Annotated in this window: 15 protein-coding genes; 3 read left to right on the top strand and 12 right to left on the bottom strand. The window is 70.8% G+C overall.

Annotated features, from left to right (window positions below):
- Positions 1 to 6 precede the first annotated feature (6 nt).
- From Q0Z83_RS34210 to Q0Z83_RS34160, 11 genes are all read right to left on the bottom strand, one after another.
- Positions 7 to 666, bottom strand: a complete 660-nt coding sequence (locus Q0Z83_RS34210) for a response regulator transcription factor (protein WP_317787374.1) — start codon at positions 664 to 666, stop codon at positions 7 to 9.
- Between the two features lie 174 nt (positions 667 to 840).
- A complete protein-coding gene (locus tag Q0Z83_RS34205; protein WP_317787373.1) occupies positions 841 to 2,499 on the bottom strand; it encodes a sensor histidine kinase in 1,659 nt (552 codons plus the stop codon).
- 31 nt (positions 2,500 to 2,530) lie between these two features.
- Entirely contained in the window at positions 2,531 to 3,448 is a 918-nt protein-coding gene (locus Q0Z83_RS34200) for a type II secretion system F family protein (protein ID WP_317787372.1), read from the bottom strand.
- Position 3,449: 1 nt separating this feature from the next.
- Positions 3,450 to 4,397 (bottom strand): type II secretion system F family protein, encoded by a 948-nt coding sequence (locus Q0Z83_RS34195; protein WP_317797187.1) that lies wholly within the window; start codon positions 4,395 to 4,397, stop codon positions 3,450 to 3,452.
- A gap of 8 nt (positions 4,398 to 4,405) precedes the next feature.
- The gene (locus Q0Z83_RS34190; protein WP_317787371.1) at positions 4,406 to 5,752 is read right to left on the bottom strand and encodes a CpaF family protein; all 1,347 of its coding nucleotides are present in this window, start codon (positions 5,750 to 5,752) and stop codon (positions 4,406 to 4,408) included.
- A complete protein-coding gene (locus tag Q0Z83_RS34185; protein WP_317787370.1) occupies positions 5,749 to 6,930 on the bottom strand; it encodes an AAA family ATPase in 1,182 nt (393 codons plus the stop codon). The genes Q0Z83_RS34190 and Q0Z83_RS34185 overlap by 4 nt, the downstream gene beginning before the upstream one ends.
- Positions 6,927 to 7,709: an RcpC/CpaB family pilus assembly protein gene (locus Q0Z83_RS34180; protein ID WP_317787369.1), complete on the bottom strand. Its 783-nt coding sequence runs from the start codon at positions 7,707 to 7,709 to the stop codon at positions 6,927 to 6,929. Before Q0Z83_RS34180 ends, Q0Z83_RS34185 begins: the two co-directional genes overlap by 4 nt.
- A 22-nt stretch (positions 7,710 to 7,731) precedes the next feature.
- Complete coding sequence (locus tag Q0Z83_RS34175; RefSeq protein ID WP_317787368.1) at positions 7,732 to 8,133, bottom strand: TadE/TadG family type IV pilus assembly protein; 402 nt, start codon at positions 8,131 to 8,133, stop codon at positions 7,732 to 7,734.
- A gap of 13 nt (positions 8,134 to 8,146) precedes the next feature.
- Positions 8,147 to 8,326, bottom strand: coding sequence for a Flp family type IVb pilin (locus Q0Z83_RS34170; protein WP_317787367.1), 180 nt, complete (start codon positions 8,324 to 8,326; stop codon positions 8,147 to 8,149).
- 99 nt (positions 8,327 to 8,425) lie between these two features.
- On the bottom strand, positions 8,426 to 8,836 hold the full coding sequence (locus tag Q0Z83_RS34165) for a response regulator (protein WP_317787366.1): 411 nt from the start codon (positions 8,834 to 8,836) through the stop codon (positions 8,426 to 8,428).
- Between the two features lie 95 nt (positions 8,837 to 8,931).
- Entirely contained in the window at positions 8,932 to 11,394 is a 2,463-nt protein-coding gene (locus Q0Z83_RS34160) for a PAS domain-containing sensor histidine kinase (protein WP_317787365.1), read from the bottom strand.
- A gap of 144 nt (positions 11,395 to 11,538) precedes the next feature.
- Between Q0Z83_RS34160 and Q0Z83_RS34155 the strand changes: the two genes are divergently transcribed.
- The 3 genes from Q0Z83_RS34155 (at position 11,539) to Q0Z83_RS34145 (ending at position 14,172) form a co-directional block, all read left to right on the top strand.
- Entirely contained in the window at positions 11,539 to 12,489 is a 951-nt protein-coding gene (locus tag Q0Z83_RS34155; RefSeq protein ID WP_317787364.1) for an NmrA/HSCARG family protein, read from the top strand.
- A gap of 34 nt (positions 12,490 to 12,523) precedes the next feature.
- Positions 12,524 to 13,396 (top strand): ion transporter, encoded by an 873-nt coding sequence (locus Q0Z83_RS34150; protein ID WP_317787363.1) that lies wholly within the window; start codon positions 12,524 to 12,526, stop codon positions 13,394 to 13,396.
- Between the two features lie 218 nt (positions 13,397 to 13,614).
- A complete protein-coding gene (locus Q0Z83_RS34145; protein WP_378078802.1) occupies positions 13,615 to 14,172 on the top strand; it encodes a GNAT family N-acetyltransferase in 558 nt (185 codons plus the stop codon).
- Between the two features lie 112 nt (positions 14,173 to 14,284).
- On the opposite strand, the gene Q0Z83_RS34140 is transcribed toward Q0Z83_RS34145, so the two are convergent.
- Positions 14,285 to 14,944 carry a hypothetical protein gene (locus Q0Z83_RS34140; protein WP_317787362.1) on the bottom strand — a complete coding sequence of 220 codons (660 nt, stop codon included), beginning with the start codon at positions 14,942 to 14,944 and terminating at the stop codon, positions 14,285 to 14,287.
- Positions 14,945 to 15,086: the final 142 nt, after the last annotated feature.

Raw genomic sequence — 15,086 nt, 5'->3', positions numbered from 1 at the left:
CGTTGCTCATGTAGTGCGCAAACGGTAGCCCACACCGCGGACGGTCTCCACCAGCCCGGGATCGCCGAGTTTCGCCCGCAGCGACGCCACGTGCACTTCCAGGGTGTGTTTGCCGGACCAGGTGGTCTGCCACACGTCCAGCATGATCCGCTCGCGGGTCAGCGCCACCCCCGGCTGCCGGGCCAGTGAGCTGAGGATGTCGAACTCCTTGCGGGTCAGCATCACCGGCACACCGTTCATCTCGACGGTCCGGGCCGCCGGATCGATCCGTACCGGGCCCACCTCGATCGCCTCGACGGCCACCGGGGCCTGTCGCACGGTCCGCCGCAGCAGTGCCTCGATCCGGGCTTGGAGCTCGGCCATCGAGAACGGCTTGACCACGTAGTCGTCGGCGCCGACCCGCAGCCCGGTCACCCGGTCGCGTTCCTCACCGCGCGCGGTGACCGCGATGATCCCCAGGTTCTCGTTACGGGCCCGCAGCGTCCGGCACACGTCGAGGCCGTCGCCGTCCGGCAGGTTCAGGTCGAGCAGCACGAGGTCGCAGGGTGCCGCCTCGAGCGCCGCGGTGGCGGTGGCGGCGTGCTCCACCGCGTAGCCCCGCCGCTGCAGCATCGAGGTCATCACCGCCCCGACCCGGCGGTCGTCCTCCACGAGCAATATCCGCATCGGTGTCCGCCCATCCTCGTTCGATGTTCGAACGGTAACCGCCCATTGTTTCCAGCGGGACCCTGCCGGAACACCGTTGGCACGCTCGCCAGGGGTTAGGTCAGGGTCGTCCGGGTACCGAAGGGGCACATCGACTTCATCGGCTACCGGCGGCACGGCCACGCCGCCATGTAGCTAACAACTCGTGCCGGGCAGGTGCAGCCGGATGACCGTGCCGCCGGCCGGTGACTCGTCGACGGTGATCCGGCCACCGTGCCGTTCGACGATCCGCATGCAGGTGGACAGGCCGATGCCGTGGCCCTTGCGGGACTCCGGGTCGACCTGGGCGAACATGTCGAACACCCGGTCCCGCTGCTCCGGTGGAATGCCCAGCCCGTTGTCGGCGACCGACACCACACAGCCCGCGGGATCGGGCACGCAGCCGACCTCGATGGCCGGCGCCCGGTCCGGATGCCGGTACTTGATCGCGTTGTCGATCAGGTTCTGGAGCAGCTGCCGCAGCAGGGTCGGGTCGCCCTCGACGGACGGCAGCGACCCGCCGACGGTGATCGCGGCTCCCGCGCTCTCGGCGTGGTCACGCAGGTCGGCGAGCACCTGGGCGACCACCTCGTTCAGGTCGACCGGCACCGCCCGGATCGGCGCGTGCCCGGCCCGCGCGTAGTCGAGTAGTGCCCGGACCAGCTGCTGCATCCGTTCCAGGGCCCTACCGGCGCCGGACACCCACTTGGCGCCGCGTTCGTCGAGCTGGTCGCCGTACACCTGGCCGAACATCTCCAGGAAGCCGCTGGCGCTGGCCAGTGGCCGGACCAGGTCGTGACTGACCGCCGCCGCGAAGCCCTCCAGCTCGTCGTTGGAGCGTTCCAAGTCGCTGACCGCCAGCCGCAGCTCGGCGTGCGCCCGCTCGATGGTCTGCCGGTGCTCCCGATCGCGGGTCACGTCGGTGAACGCCACCACCGCGCCGACCCGCTCGCCGTCGTCGGTGACCATGCTGCGGCTGTTCGCGGTCACCGTGAGCCGGGAGTCGTCGGCGGTCCGCAGCACGAACTCCACATCGTCGACCAGATGGTCCCGCAGCGCCCGGTACAGCGGGGTCTCGTCCGGTGACAGCGGGGTGAGCCCGTCCGCCTCGAGCAGCTCGCAGCGGTTCGCGAGGATCTCCAGCGGCGTGGTCAGGTCCTCACCGGCTCCGGCCCAGCGCCGTACCGCCCGGTTCAGCACGGTGAGCCGCCCGTCGGCGTCGGCCGCGGCGATCCCCACGTCGACCGTGTCCAGCAGGGTCTCGATGAACTTGTGGCTGCGCTCGGTCTCCAGGGCGAGTTCGGCGCTGATCCGGGCCTGCCGGCGGCGCTCGAACAACCCGACGATGATCTCCGCGAGGTCCTCCAGGCGGGCGATCTGTCGACGGCTCAGCGCCTTGCTCACCTCGTCGAAGACACAGAGGGTGCCGAGCGCGTACCCGGCCGGGCTGATCAGCGGCGCGGAGGCGTAGAACCGGACGTTGGCCATCCGCCCGTCCACCCACGGGGTGCTCGCGTAGACCGGATTCAGCCGGGCATCGGGCAGGTGGACCACCCGACCGTCCCGAAACGCGATGTCGCACATCGAGTCGCCGCGGTCCGAGTCGCCGCCCGGGAAACCCACGGTGGTGAGCTGACACTGCCGGTTCTCGTCGATCAGGTTGAGGGTCGCGGTCGGCACGTCGGCGACCATCGCGGCGACCCGGACGACGGCGGTCAGCTCGTCGTCCGCGGGGGCGTCCAGCAGCTGATATTCGTGCAGCGCCGCGAGCCGCTGGAACTCCGCGTCGGGACGCTCGATGGCCAGTGTCAGCACGACCCACCGTTCGGCACCGTACCCCCGGTTCTTAGTGCTCCTCGAACGTTTTGAGCAGCTGCAGCACGGCCGGTCCGATGATCACCACGAAGATCACCGGGAACATGCAGAACAGGATCGGGAAGAGCATCTTCACCGGCACCTTCTGGGCCGCCTCCTCGGCCCGCTGCCGTCGTCGGACCCGCTGCTCCTGAGCGTGCTCCCGCATGATCGGCGCCACCGAGATGCCCAGTTCACCGGCCTGGATGAGAGCCGTGACGAGACGTTTCAGATCTCGCACGGTGGTACGCCCGGCAAGCGCCCGGAGAGCCTCGGACCGGGCCACCCCGAGCCGCATCTCCTGCAGTACCCGGTGCAGTTCGTCGGCCATCGGCCCCCGGGTGCTGCGGGCCACCTGGTCCATCGCCGAGTCCAGGCCGAGCCCGGCCTCCACCCCGATCACCATCACGTCCATCACGTCCGGCAGCGACCGCTGGATGGCCTCCTGCCGTTTGATCGACGCGTTCCAGAGCAGCAGCAACGGCAGGAACGCCCCGGCCGCCAGCCCGAGGATCGCGCCGCCGATCAGGCCCGGCCGCCCCTTCAGCGCGTTGCCGGTCGCCGCGAGCAGCAGCGACACCACCACCATCGCGGCCGGTCGGGCCCGGATGATCCGTGGCATCGGCCAGTCGGCCGGGTTGCCCGCCATCTCCAGCATCCGGTTCAGCCGGTCCCGGTCGCCGGGTGGGGTGAGTAGCGCGCCGAGCCGGTCGGCGATCCGGCCCATCCGGCCGTTCTCCTCGACGGCCTGGTGCCGGCCCTGGTCGGCGTCCGGATGGCCGGTGAAGACGGCGAGCGTACGCATCACCCGGTCACGTCGGATCTCCGGCACCGTGAACGCCACCGCGACCAGAAGGATCGCCCCGGCCAGCCCGGTCACCGCGAGGATCGCGACCAGCCCGGCGCCCACCTCAGACCTCCACCCGGACGACCGCCCGCAGCCAGAACCCACCGACGACCATGCCGAGGACGGCGATCGCGAGCAGGATCAGCCCGGTCGGGGTGGTGTAGAGCGGCCGCAGGTAGCCCGGTTGGACGAGCTGGATGCCGAGCGCGGTGAGCAGCGGCATGCTGCCCAGCACCCACGCCGAGATCCGGCCCTCCCCGGACAGCGCCCGCACGTGCCGTTTGATGTAGGCGCGCTCGCGCATCGTGTCGGCGGTGGTCTGCATGACGTCGACCAGGCTGCCGCCCACCTCGCGTTGCAGCCGCAGGGCCATCACCAGCCACACCATCTCCGGGCTGCGCATCCGCTCGCCGACCCGTTCCAGGGCGTCCTCGAAACTGCCGCCGATCCGGGTCTCGGCCAGCGCCCGCCGGAGCTCGGCGGCGACCGGGCCGTTGTCGTCGCGGACCGCCGCCTCCAGGGACTGGTGGAGGGTGAAACCGGCCCGCAGCGAACTGGTCATCAGGTTGAGGGCACCGGGCAGGTCGTCGCCGAACTGCCGCTCCCGCCGCTGGACCCGTGACCGCAGCACCGCCCCGGCGCCCAGGTAGCCGACGAGCATCCCGATGACCAGGGCGAACGGCCACGGCAGCAAGGCCGTCGCGGCGACCGCGAGCAGCGTGCCGGCGGCCAGGCGGACCGCCAGCCACTCGGCCGGGCGCAGGCCGCCGCCCAGCCGGTCGAGCATCGCCTCGTCCCGGGCGGCCAACCGGGCCAGCATCGGGACCGCCTCCAGCCGACGCCCGGCCGTCACCATCAACCGGCGGGTGACCGGAACGCCCTCGTCCGGGGTGCGCACCGAGAACCGGCGGAGCACGGCCAGTCGGCGCTGGATCGGGGTGCGCCCGAACACCGCGTCGATGGCCGCGTATCCGGCGAGGAACGCGGCGCCGCCCCCGAACACGAGGACCATCACCAGGATCACCATCCGCGGCCCGCGAACAGTGCCGGTTGCAGGACCACCCCGTACGGTGCCAGCGCGTCGAGGAAATTCGGCCGGACGCCGGTCGCCTTCAGTCGGCCGCCGCGGGCGTCCGAGGCGTACTCGTACAGGAAGATGTCCTGGAGGGTGACGATGTCGCCCTCCATGCCCACCACCTCGGTGATGTGGGTGACCTTGCGGGTGCCGTCCTTGAACCGGTTGACCTGCAGGATCAGGTCGACGGCGGAGGCGATCTGGTCGCGGATCGCGCGGCTCGGCAGGTCCATGCCGGCCATCAGCACCATCGTCTCCATCCGGGAGAGCGCGTCTCGCGGCGAGTTGGCGTGCAGCGTGGTCAGCGAGCCGTCGTGGCCGGTGTTCATGGCCTGCAACATGTCCAGGGCGGCGCTGTCCCGGACCTCGCCGACGACGATCCGGTCCGGCCGCATCCGCAGCGCGTTGCGGACCAGTTCGCGGGTGGTGATCGTGCCGCGGCCCTCGGAGTTCGCCGGCCGCGACTCCAGCCGGACCACGTGCTCCTGGGCGAGCTGGAGCTCGGCGGCGTCCTCGATGGTGACGATCCGCTCGTCGGCCGGCACGAACCCGGACAGCACGTTGAGGATGGTGGTCTTGCCGGAGCCGGTGCCGCCGCTCACCACGACGTTGCGCCGCCCACGGACGCAGCCCTCCAGGAACTCGGCCGCGTTGCGGTTCAGGGTGCCGTAGCTGAGCAGGTCACCGACGGTCAGCGGGACCGAGGCGAACTTGCGGATGGTCAGCGACGAGCCGTCCAACGCGATCGGCGGCACGATCGCGTTGACCCGGCTCCCGTCCGGCAGGCGGGCGTCGACCATCGGGCTCGCCTCGTCGACCCGGCGCCCCACCCGGGAGCAGATCCGGTCGATGATCCGGCGCAGGTGCGCCTCGTCGTCGAACTCGGCCGCCACCCGCTCGATCCGGCCGAACCGTTCGACGAACACCGCGTGCGGCCCGTTCACCATCACCTCGGTGACCGACTGGTCGCGCAGCAGCGACTCGATCGGCCCGTGCCCGAGCACCTCGTCGACCACCTCGCGGACGATCCGGGCCCGGTCGGCGCCGGAGAGCGGGGTCTCCTCCCGGGCCAGCAGCTCGTTCAGGCCGTCCCGGACGCGGGAGTCCAGGTCGTCGGCGCGGTCGCGGTCGTTGCCGTACAGGGTGGGGCCGAGTTCGTCGGCCAGCCGGCGTTGGATGCGTAGCCGTACCTCGTTCACCTGGTCGGATCCCGGCGCCACCCGCTCGGTGGGCGCCGCCGAGCGGGCCGCCTGCAGGTTCTTGGCGGCGGCGAGCCGCGCGGACAGGCTCATCCCCGGTCCTTCCGCCGGCCGAAGCCGAACAGCCCGCGGCGCCGGACGGGCGCCGTCTCGATGCCGGCGCACCGGTCGGCGAGCTGCCGGATGGCCCGGCTCACCGGATGCAACGGGTCGGTCATGGTGAGCGGCTCGCCCTGGTTGACCGAGACCGGCACGTCCCGGCTGGACGGCACCCGCACCGCGAACGGCATGCCGACCGCCGCCTCGACGTCGGAGACACTCAGTCCCACCTCGGTGTTGGCCCGGTTGAACACCAGCAGCCGGCGGTCCTTCGGATAGTCCAGCAGGTCGAACATCTCCGAGGTGAGCCGGACCGACTTCAGCGCCGGCAGGTCCGGGGTGACGATCGGGATGAACCAGTCGGACATGTCCAGGGCGGCGAGCACCTGGTCGGTCACCACGGCCGGGGTGTCCACCACGATGAAGTCGTACGCCGGGCGGGCCACGTCCAGGACCTCCACCACGAACTCGCGGCTGATCCGTTCGCCCTCGGCCGGGCTGGGCGGGGCGAGGAGCGCGTCCAGGCCGCTGCGGTGGCCGGCGACGATCGACCGGAGCCCCGGTTCGTCCAGGCGCCCGCTCATCGACAGGCCACCGGTGATGTTGCGCTCCGGGGAGAGCCGCAACATGATCGCGACGTCGCCGAACTGCAGGTCGAGGTCGATGAGCAGCACCCGGCGACCGCCGCCGGCGAGGGCCACCGCCAGGTTCGCGGCGACCGTACTGCGGCCGCAGCCGCCCTTGCCGGCGAAGACGGTGACCACCCGGGCGTACGGGGCCTGCTCGGTGGTGCCACGCAGGGTGCTGCTGAGCGCCTTGGACAGGTCGATCGACCGGATCGTGGCGGCCCGCAGCCCGTCGTGGTCCGCCTCCTCGACGATCTCGCGCACCCCGGAGCGCAGGCAGTCCAGCACCACCGCGGGCTCTAGTGTCCGGCGGATCAGCACCACACCGATCAGCGGGCGCTGGAGCCGCTGGTACGCGGTGAACATCAGTGCCTCACCCAGGTCCACGGTCGCGCCGAGGATCACCAGGATCGTCTCCGGATAGCGCGGCAGGTGCGTCTCCAGGTCGCCCATCGTGGCCAGCATGGTGCAGCCGACCTCGCGAAAGGCCGGCCCGACCTCGGCGCGCCGGGCCTCGTCGGGTTCGACGTAGACGTAGAGGGTCATCGGTACAACCCGTCGGTGTCGACGCCGCCGCCCGGGGTGACGGTGACCGTGGCGCCCAGCAGGGCCAGGTAGAGCGAGCAGTAGCGGGACGCGTGCACCAGCCGCTGAGCGTCCTTCGGCCCGACCGCGAGGGTGACCGTGTACCGCTCACCGATGCCGGCCTGCCCGCCGCTCGGCGCGTTCAGGATCTCCGCCTGGTGCGAGGCCGACGCCGACGGATGCACCACGACCGTTTCGGGCGCCTCGCCGATCACGATCACCCGGGTACGCGGCAGCAGCGCCCGGGTCCGCGGCGGCGGGTCGGTGTCCTTGGGTTCGAGCGGGCAGCTGGCGTAGACGGTGACGTCGTCGCCCGCGCTGACGTCCCCGGCGACCTGGGGCGCGATGCTCAGCGCGACGGTGACCGCGAGTCGGTCGGCGGGCACGGTGATCCGCCGCGACGCGGAGGGCTCCGGCGTCGGCATCTGGAACAGCGGCCGCAGCAGCAGCTGGCTGGTCTCCAGCGGGGCGGACAGGCGCAGTTCGTCGAGCGCGGAGTCCCAGCCGGTCAGGGCGCCGTCCGGCACGGTCTCGGCCGGCACCAGGATGCGGTCGGTGAGTTTGCGCACCTCGGCACCGGGGGTGCCGGCCGGCACGTGCCGGCCGGCGACGAGCACCCAGACACCCTGTTTGCCCTCGACCGCCCGGCGGTCCGCGCTGTGCAGGTACGACAGCAGGGCCGTCCCGCTCATCACCGCCAGCAGGAGGGCGGCGAGCAGGATCAGGACGCGCCGCCGCACGGCGCCACCACCCCGCGCGACGTCAGCCGAGGCACGACATCACACCCTTGGCGGTGATGGTGACCGGGGTGGTGCGCGCGATCCACGCCATCAGCGGGGTCGCCGGCTGGAAGACGCGCTGGACGTTGACCACCGAGTCGGTGCCCGCCGGTGACGAGGCGGCGCAGACGGTGACCCCGTTGGTGGTGGGGTAGGTGAGCGTGACACCCGTACCCACCACCGAGGTGATCTTGGTCTTGACCTCGGCGACGGTGCCGTTGAGCGCACCCAGCCGGGCACCCTCGCGGGCCGCCGCGGTGAGCTGGATGTGCTGTTGAAGGAGTCGGCCCATGTCGATGATCCCGAAGAGGATCAGCAACAGGACGGGGAGCACGATCGCCATCTCGACGATCGCCGCCCCGTCCTCGGACGACGGGCCGACCAACGACCGGGAACCGCTAGATGTTGTCGGTGATCTTCTTGAGCACGCCGGCGATGTCGGTCTCGAGGGCCTGCAGGCCGACGATGAGCGCCACTGCGATGAGAGCCACGAGCAGCGAGTACTCGACGATCGTCGCACCCTCGTCGGAGCTGTGCTTGGCACGCAGGTATCCGATGAGCAGCTTGAACTGTTCCATGGCCGGTCCTCACTCAAGGGGCCACCCTCCCTGGTGGCCGTTGCCCTGTTCATCGGACGTATCCGGGGAACCATGAGGCCGGCCTCGGTTGCGGGATAGTTACCGGTCAGTGGTGGAAGAGGTCTGTGCCAGCACCGATCGCAGGGTGCCGGCCAGCACGTCCGCGGTGTACGGCTTGCTGATGAACGGCGACCCCGCCTTGATCAGCCCGCGTTTCACGGCGATCTCCTCGGGCACTCCGGAGACGTAGACCACCCGCATCCCGGGTCGGACCGTCGCCGCCGACCGGGACAACTCGCCGCCGGAGACGCCCGGCAGCCCCAGGTCGGTCAGCAGCACGTCGATGGTGCCGTCGTGCACCCGGCACGTCATGAGCGCGCCCACCGGGTCCTTCGCGGCCAGCACCGAGAAGCCGCGCATCTCGAGCATCTGCATGGTCAGCTCACGCAGGTCCTCGTCGTCCTCGACCAGCAACACGACCGGTCCCTGCCGTTCCGCCGTCTTCCACATGACCCTCTCCCGCACGGACGCCTTTCACGCTATCGAGTGCGGTGCGTCCGGCAGCCGGGAATCGGCAAACGTGGCCTCCCAGGTCTTTTCGCTGGTCAGCGCGGTAGGGTCACCGTGAAGCGGGTGCCGCCGCCCGGTCCGGGTGCCGCCGCGATGGTCCCGCCGTGCGCCTCGACGACCGCCTTGGTGACCGCGAGTCCCAGCCCGGTCCCCTTGATCTTGCGGTCCACCGCCGTGCTGGCCCGGAAGAACCTGGTGAACAGCTTCGGGTACTGATCGGCCGGGATGCCGATGCCGGTGTCGGTCACGTCGACGGTCACCGCCTCCCGGTCGGCGTGCGCCGCGACCGTGACCGTCCCGCCCGGCGGCGTGTACTTGATCGCGTTGGAAAGCAGGTTGTCCACCACCTGCCGCAGCCGCGCCGACTCCCCGGACACCACCGGCAGCGGGCCGATCTCGGTGACCAGCTCGACCTGCGCGGTGATCCGGTGCTCCTCGACGGCCTGGCGCAGCAGCCGGTCCAGGCGCAGCGGCCGCGGGTCCAGCATCGCCGGTCCGCTCTCGAACCGGGCCAGGTCCAACAGGTCCTCGACCAGGTGCAGCAGGTGGGCGCTGGTGCGCTCGATGGCGGCCAGCTCGGCCCGCCCGGCGAACTCCGGCTCCTCCAGCAGCGAGTCGGTGTAGGCCGCGATGATCGCGATCGGGTTGCGCATCTCGTGGCTGACCACCGCGACCAGCTCGTCCTTCAGCCGGTCCAGCTCACGCAGCCGGCGGACCTGCTCCTGTTCCCGGGCGAGCAGCAGCTCCCGCTGGTCGGCCAGCTCACGCCGCTCGGTGACGTTGGTGGCGATCCCGTCGATGAAGTGCACGCCGTCCTCGGTCCGCGGGAAGCCCCGGCACCACACCCAGCGGATCACCCCGTCGAAGCCGATGAACCGGCACTCGAACTCACCCGGCCGGCCCGCCTTCAGCGCCTCCTCGTAGAGCCGGAACAGCGGCATGTCCTCCGGGTGGATGTGCTCGGCCATCAGGTGCGCGAAGGTGTCCGTCGACGGCAGCGGCCCGCCGAAGACCCCGTTCTCTCCGGGGCTGACGTAGAGGATGTGCCAGCGGTCCGGTGGTTCGTACCGGACGCTCCAGACGCAGTCGTTGATCTGTTCGATCACCCGGTTGAAGTCCCGCCGGGCGGCGGCCAGCGCCAGGTTCAGCTCCTCGGCGCGGCGCCGTTCGATGTAGCGGCCGGTCTGGGCCGCGATGTCGCGTAGTACGGCGAGGAAGTCGTCGTCCCGGCCGACCGGGGAGTCGGAGAAGAACACCAGCGCCCCGGCCACCCGCGCGTTGCAGTGCACCGGCATGCCGATCGCGGAGCGCAGCCCCAGCCGGTGTCCGAGTGGCAGCCGGCCCGGGTCGGTCAGGTCGCCGAGCAGGTCGTTGCTCCAGATGTCGGCGTTCCGCTCCCAGACCGCCCCGGCCACCCCCTGGCCGATGGTGAAGTCGAGTGGCTCGTCACCGGTGAACCCGGCCAGGTCGAACCCGTCGCGGCGCCACGATCCGGCCCGTACGATCCGGTGCCGTTCCTCGTCGACCTCCCAGTACTCGGCGCATACCCAGCCCAGCTCGGTGGCGACGGCGGTGGCGGCGGCCATCGCCGCCTCCCGGGCCGAGCACGCCTCGGCCAGGGCCTGGGCCACCGCGTGCCGGCACCGGCGCAGCATCTCGGCCCGGTACGAGTCGGTGATCTCGTGCATCGCGACGACGGCGCCGAGTCGTCGGCCGTCGATCGCGTCGATCGGGCGGGCGTTGGCCAGGAACCGGCGGGGTGGCCGGTCCGGCGCGCACACCACCATCTCCTCGTGTTGCACGGTCTCGCCGGCCCACGCACGGGCCAGCGGCACCTGATCCGGCTCCAGCGGGGTGCGTCCGTCCGCCGCGAGCAGGTGATAGGTGGTCGCCCACGAGTCGGCCGCGATCGACAGCTGCCCCAGTCCGTGGATCTCCTGCATCGCCGGGTTGAACTGGGCCAGCCGCCCGTCGCTGTCGCACGCCGCGACCCCGGTGTCCAGGCTGTTCAGCAGTGCCTGGAGGAAGGCCCGCTCCTGGCGCAGCTCGGTACGGGCGGTGGTGCGCGCCGTGATGTCGTGCAGGAACGCGTGGAAGATCGGTTCGTCCCGATCGTGGTGGAGCTGGAGGGTCATCTCGACCGGGAACTCCCGCCCATTGCGATCAATAGCGGTCAGCTCCAGCCGGCGCCCGGCCAGCTCCGACATCCCGGTGAGCCGGACCCGGGCCATCCCCGCGTCGTGTGCCGCACGCAGCCGGGGCGGGATCATGAGATCGGTTGCCGGCCGGCCGGCGGCTTCCGCGGCGGTCCACCCGAAGAGCTGCTCGGCGGCGGTGTTCCAGGCCGTCACCCGGCCCCGGGCGTCCATCGAGATGAACGCGTCGTGGGCCTTGTCCAGGACCGCACGCAGCCGAGCCACGGTCCGGAGCGCCTCGTCGCGCTCGGCCCGCAGCGTGTCCTCCGGTGCGGAGACGAGATCCTGCCGGTGCGTCGCCATCACCGAAACCGATCGGCAACCGGACGCGACCACTGAGGCGTGACCACGGTCTCATTGCATCGGGAATTATCGATCTCTTGGTCTGGTTGAGCCGGTCACGAGAGGCCGGAAGGGTCCCTCAGGAGAGCGGAGAGAGTGATCAGAATGAGCCAGCAGAAGGTCATCGCGGTTGTCGGCGCGACCGGTGCCCAGGGCGGCGGACTCGTCAAGGCGATCCTGGCCGACCCGTCCGGTGACTATGCGGTCCGGGCCCTCACCCGGGATACCACCTCGCCCCGCGCGCAGGAGCTGGTCAAGCTCGGCGCCGAGGTGGTGCAGGCCGACAACTATGACGAGGAGAGCCTGGTCGAGGCGTTCACCGGGGCGTACGGCGCCTTCCTGGTGACGAACTTCTGGGCGCACATGTCGGCCGACCGGGAACTGGAGGAGGCCGCCAACCTGGCGAACGCCGCCAAGCGGGCCGGTCTCCAGCACGTGATCTGGTCCACCCTGGAGGACACCCGCGACCACATCCCGGTCCATGACGACCGGATGCCGACCCTCCAGGAGAAGTACAAGGTCCCGCACTTCGACGCCAAGGCCGAGGCGGACCGGCTGTTCACCGCGGCGGGCGTGCCGACCACGTTCCTGCGCACCACGTTCTACTGGGAGAACCTGGCAAACGGCTGGGGTGCGACCCGCGCCGCCGACGGGGTGCTCACCCTGAGTCTGCCGATGGGCGACAGCCGGCTCGCCGGGATCGCCGTCGACGACATCGGCCGGACCGCGTACGGCCTGTTCAAGGCCGGTCCCGCCGAATACGCCGGCCGGTTCGTTCACATCGCCGGTGAACACCTGACCGGTGAGCAGATCGCGGCCGGACTGTCCCGCGCGACCGGTGAGCGTGTCGTTTACCGCCCGTTGACCCACGACGCCTACCGTGGTCTCGGTTTCCCGGGCGCCGACGAGGCGGGCAACATGCTCCAGTACTACACCGAGTTCGAGGACTACTTCACCGGAGTCCGCGACCTGGCCGAGGTGCGCCGGCTCAACCCGGAACTGCAGACCTTCGACCAGTGGCTCGACGCGAACGGCCACACCGTACCCACCAACTGACATTTCCGGAGGAAGCACCGCATAGGATGCGGCGGTGCTCATCCGGGAACTATCCGCACGTTGTCTGACCGTGGTCGGCGCGCCCTGGTTCAGTGCCGCCGGCTTCGCGGTCATCGCGGTCAACGCGGCGTGCCTCGGCCTGGAGACCTACTCCGGGATCGAGGCCGCCGCCGGACCGTATCTGCGTCTCATCGAGCACCTGTGCGTCGCCGGTTTCGTCCTGGAGTTGCTGGTCCGCTTCGGCGCCTGCCTGGACCGCCCGTCCCAGTTCCTCCGCGACGGCTGGAACCTCTTCGACATCGCCATCCTGACCGCCCCGCTGATCCCCGGCGTCCGCGAGAACGTGACGTTGCTCCGGCTCCTGCGGCTGGCCCGGATCGTCCGAGCGTTCCGCCTGTTCCCCAGCCTCCGGGTGATCCTCGTCGGCATCCGCCGCAGCCTGCCCGGCCTGGGCAGCTTCCTGCTGATCACGGCCCTGGTCATCTACGGCTACGCGATGGTCGGCTGGATGCTGTTCGGCGCGGCCGATCCGGAGAAGTACGGCACCGTCGGCCAGGCCATGTTGAGCCTGTTCCTGCTGCTCTCCCTGGACGACATCACGAACATCCTCGCGGCCGGCCGCGAGGTCACCCCGTGGGCCGTCCCGTACTACGTCTCCTACATGGTCGCGGCCTGCTACCTGCTCACCAACCTGCTGGTCGGCCTGGTCCTGACCGCCCTTCAGGAGGCCCACGAGGCCGAACGCGCCGCCACCGCCGGCAAGAAGAGCGGCCCGCCCATCCCGATCGACACCACCGCCCACCAGCAGATCGCCCGCCTCCGCGAGGCGCTCGACGCCTTGGAGGCCCAACTTCTCACCCCGGCGCCACCTCCGGAGATCCCCCACTCCCGCGAGGCGGTCCATTGAAACCCTCATCCGGTACGCCGTGGGCCGCCCCGAATCCCACACCTCCCACACCCACGACGCGACGCCCGGCCCGCTCCCGCACCCAGCGCGCCCGCCGGGCTGGTTGCGTGGTCCCGGCGAGGAGCTCCCGTGCCCAGGCCCGCGACGGCGATCGATGCCGTCCCGCATCCGGAAAGAGGCTAGCCTCCTAGGATGACCCAGGGGATAGGGTCCGGTTCGTGACTGGTATCTCGGAGATCACGGTGGCCACGCCCGCCGATCGCGAACCCATCGTCGAATCGCTGGTGGCGGCGTTCCTCGGTGATCCGGTGTTGCGGTTCGTGTTTCCAGGCGAAGACGACTATCGGCGGGAGGCGCCGCTGCTGTTCGGCCGTCTCTTCGACAAGCGGGTGAACAAGGCGACCATCTGGACGATCGAGAACGGCGCCTCAACCGCCATCTGGGAACCCCCGACCGGTGGCGACACCCTACCCGGCGACATCGGACTGTCCACCGGAGCGGCCGAGCGGATGGCCGCATACGACGACGCGCTGCACGCCGCTCTGCCGGACGAGCCGTTCTGGTACCTGGGAGTCCTGGGCACCCGCCCCTCCGCGGCCGGCCGCCGCCTGGGCCGGGCGGTGATGGCCACCGGCCTGCGCCGAGCCGCCGAGGACGGCCTCCCGGCGATCCTGGAGACCAGCCGGCCCTCGAATGTGGACCTCTACCGCCGAGCCGGCTGGACAGTGGCGGCCGAGTTCCAGGCGCCTCTGCAAACCTGGGTGATGCGCCGATAGCCACCTCGCCGAAAGGCGGTCGAGATCTCCGCAACGCCAGGTTTCCTTGGCGCCTTTTCGCCGGGAACGGTGGTGGGCGGCGGTGGGCGGCGGTTCCCGGCGTGCGTGGGGGTCAGGCCGGGACCGGCTGGGCTGGGCGGATGGTCTGGGCGGCGGTCCACCAGATGCCGAGGATCAGCAGAAGTTCGCCGACGTTGCCGGTCCAGAAGGCGACCGCGCCCAGGGCCGCCGCCACGAACATGGTGATCGCGCCGATCAGGAGCCATGGTCGGCGGGCGCGGAGTTGCAGGGCGATGCCGATGCCGATCAGCACCAGGATGGTGACCACGGCCGGGATCGGGGCGCCGTGGGAGGCGGCGTTGGTGTAGCGGAGGGTGTCGGCGTACCGGGTCGGTTCGAGATCGAGGTCGAGGATGTCGAGGTAGACGCCGGCGGCGATCAGCAGCACGGTCAGGGCGCCGAAGGCGGCGGGTGCGGTGCGGCCGGTGAGGGACTGGACTCCGTGCCGGCGGCCGAGGCCGACGCCGACCATGATCAACAGGGGGACGAGGAGCCCGTGTGTGATGTAGCGCGGGCGGGAGAGGGCCTCCAGGGTGTCCCCCTCGCCGATCGTGGAACCGAGGGCGATGATCGTGTTGTCCCAGATCAGCGCGAGGATCACGAAGATCAGCAGGGTCAGTGCCCAGTCCGGCCGTCGTCGCCGCATGGTGAGGACGAGGGCGAGCAGGACGACTTCCGCGACGGCGATCATCCCGAACAGCGCGCTGAGCATCCGCGACCCCATGTTCCATTGAGGGAAACGATGTTCCGTTAACGTAGGCGGAGGTTCGCGCTGAGGCAAGGTCCGCGGAGCGCGGTAACGGTATTCACGCGCCGCCCCGACTCGCGGCGCTCCCGCCCTGAGGCCCACGGCG

Origin of the sequence: Actinoplanes sichuanensis (assembly GCF_033097365.1) — a bacterium.
Lineage (GTDB): Bacteria > Actinomycetota > Actinomycetes > Mycobacteriales > Micromonosporaceae > Actinoplanes > Actinoplanes sichuanensis.
This window is presented reverse-complemented; position numbering and strand designations above follow the sequence as displayed.

Bases quoted from the DNA above. Each gene is read 5' to 3' on its own strand.
- Q0Z83_RS34210 (WP_317787374.1), bottom strand. From the start codon at position 666: ATGCGGATATTGCTCGTGGAGGACGACCGCCGGGTCGGGGCGGTGATG.
- Q0Z83_RS34195 (WP_317797187.1), bottom strand. From the start codon at position 4,397: ATGGTCCTCGTGTTCGGGGGCGGCGCCGCGTTCCTCGCCGGATACGCG.
- Q0Z83_RS34190 (WP_317787371.1), bottom strand. From the start codon at position 5,752: ATGAGCCTGTCCGCGCGGCTCGCCGCCGCCAAGAACCTGCAGGCGGCC.
- Q0Z83_RS34185 (WP_317787370.1), bottom strand. From the start codon at position 6,930: ATGACCCTCTACGTCTACGTCGAACCCGACGAGGCCCGGCGCGCCGAG.
- Q0Z83_RS34170 (WP_317787367.1), bottom strand. From the start codon at position 8,326: ATGGAACAGTTCAAGCTGCTCATCGGATACCTGCGTGCCAAGCACAGC.
- Q0Z83_RS34165 (WP_317787366.1), bottom strand. From the start codon at position 8,836: ATGTGGAAGACGGCGGAACGGCAGGGACCGGTCGTGTTGCTGGTCGAG.
- Q0Z83_RS34160 (WP_317787365.1), bottom strand. From the start codon at position 11,394: ATGGCGACGCACCGGCAGGATCTCGTCTCCGCACCGGAGGACACGCTG.
- Q0Z83_RS34155 (WP_317787364.1), top strand. From the start codon at position 11,539: ATGAGCCAGCAGAAGGTCATCGCGGTTGTCGGCGCGACCGGTGCCCAG.
- Q0Z83_RS34140 (WP_317787362.1), bottom strand. From the start codon at position 14,944: ATGCTCAGCGCGCTGTTCGGGATGATCGCCGTCGCGGAAGTCGTCCTG.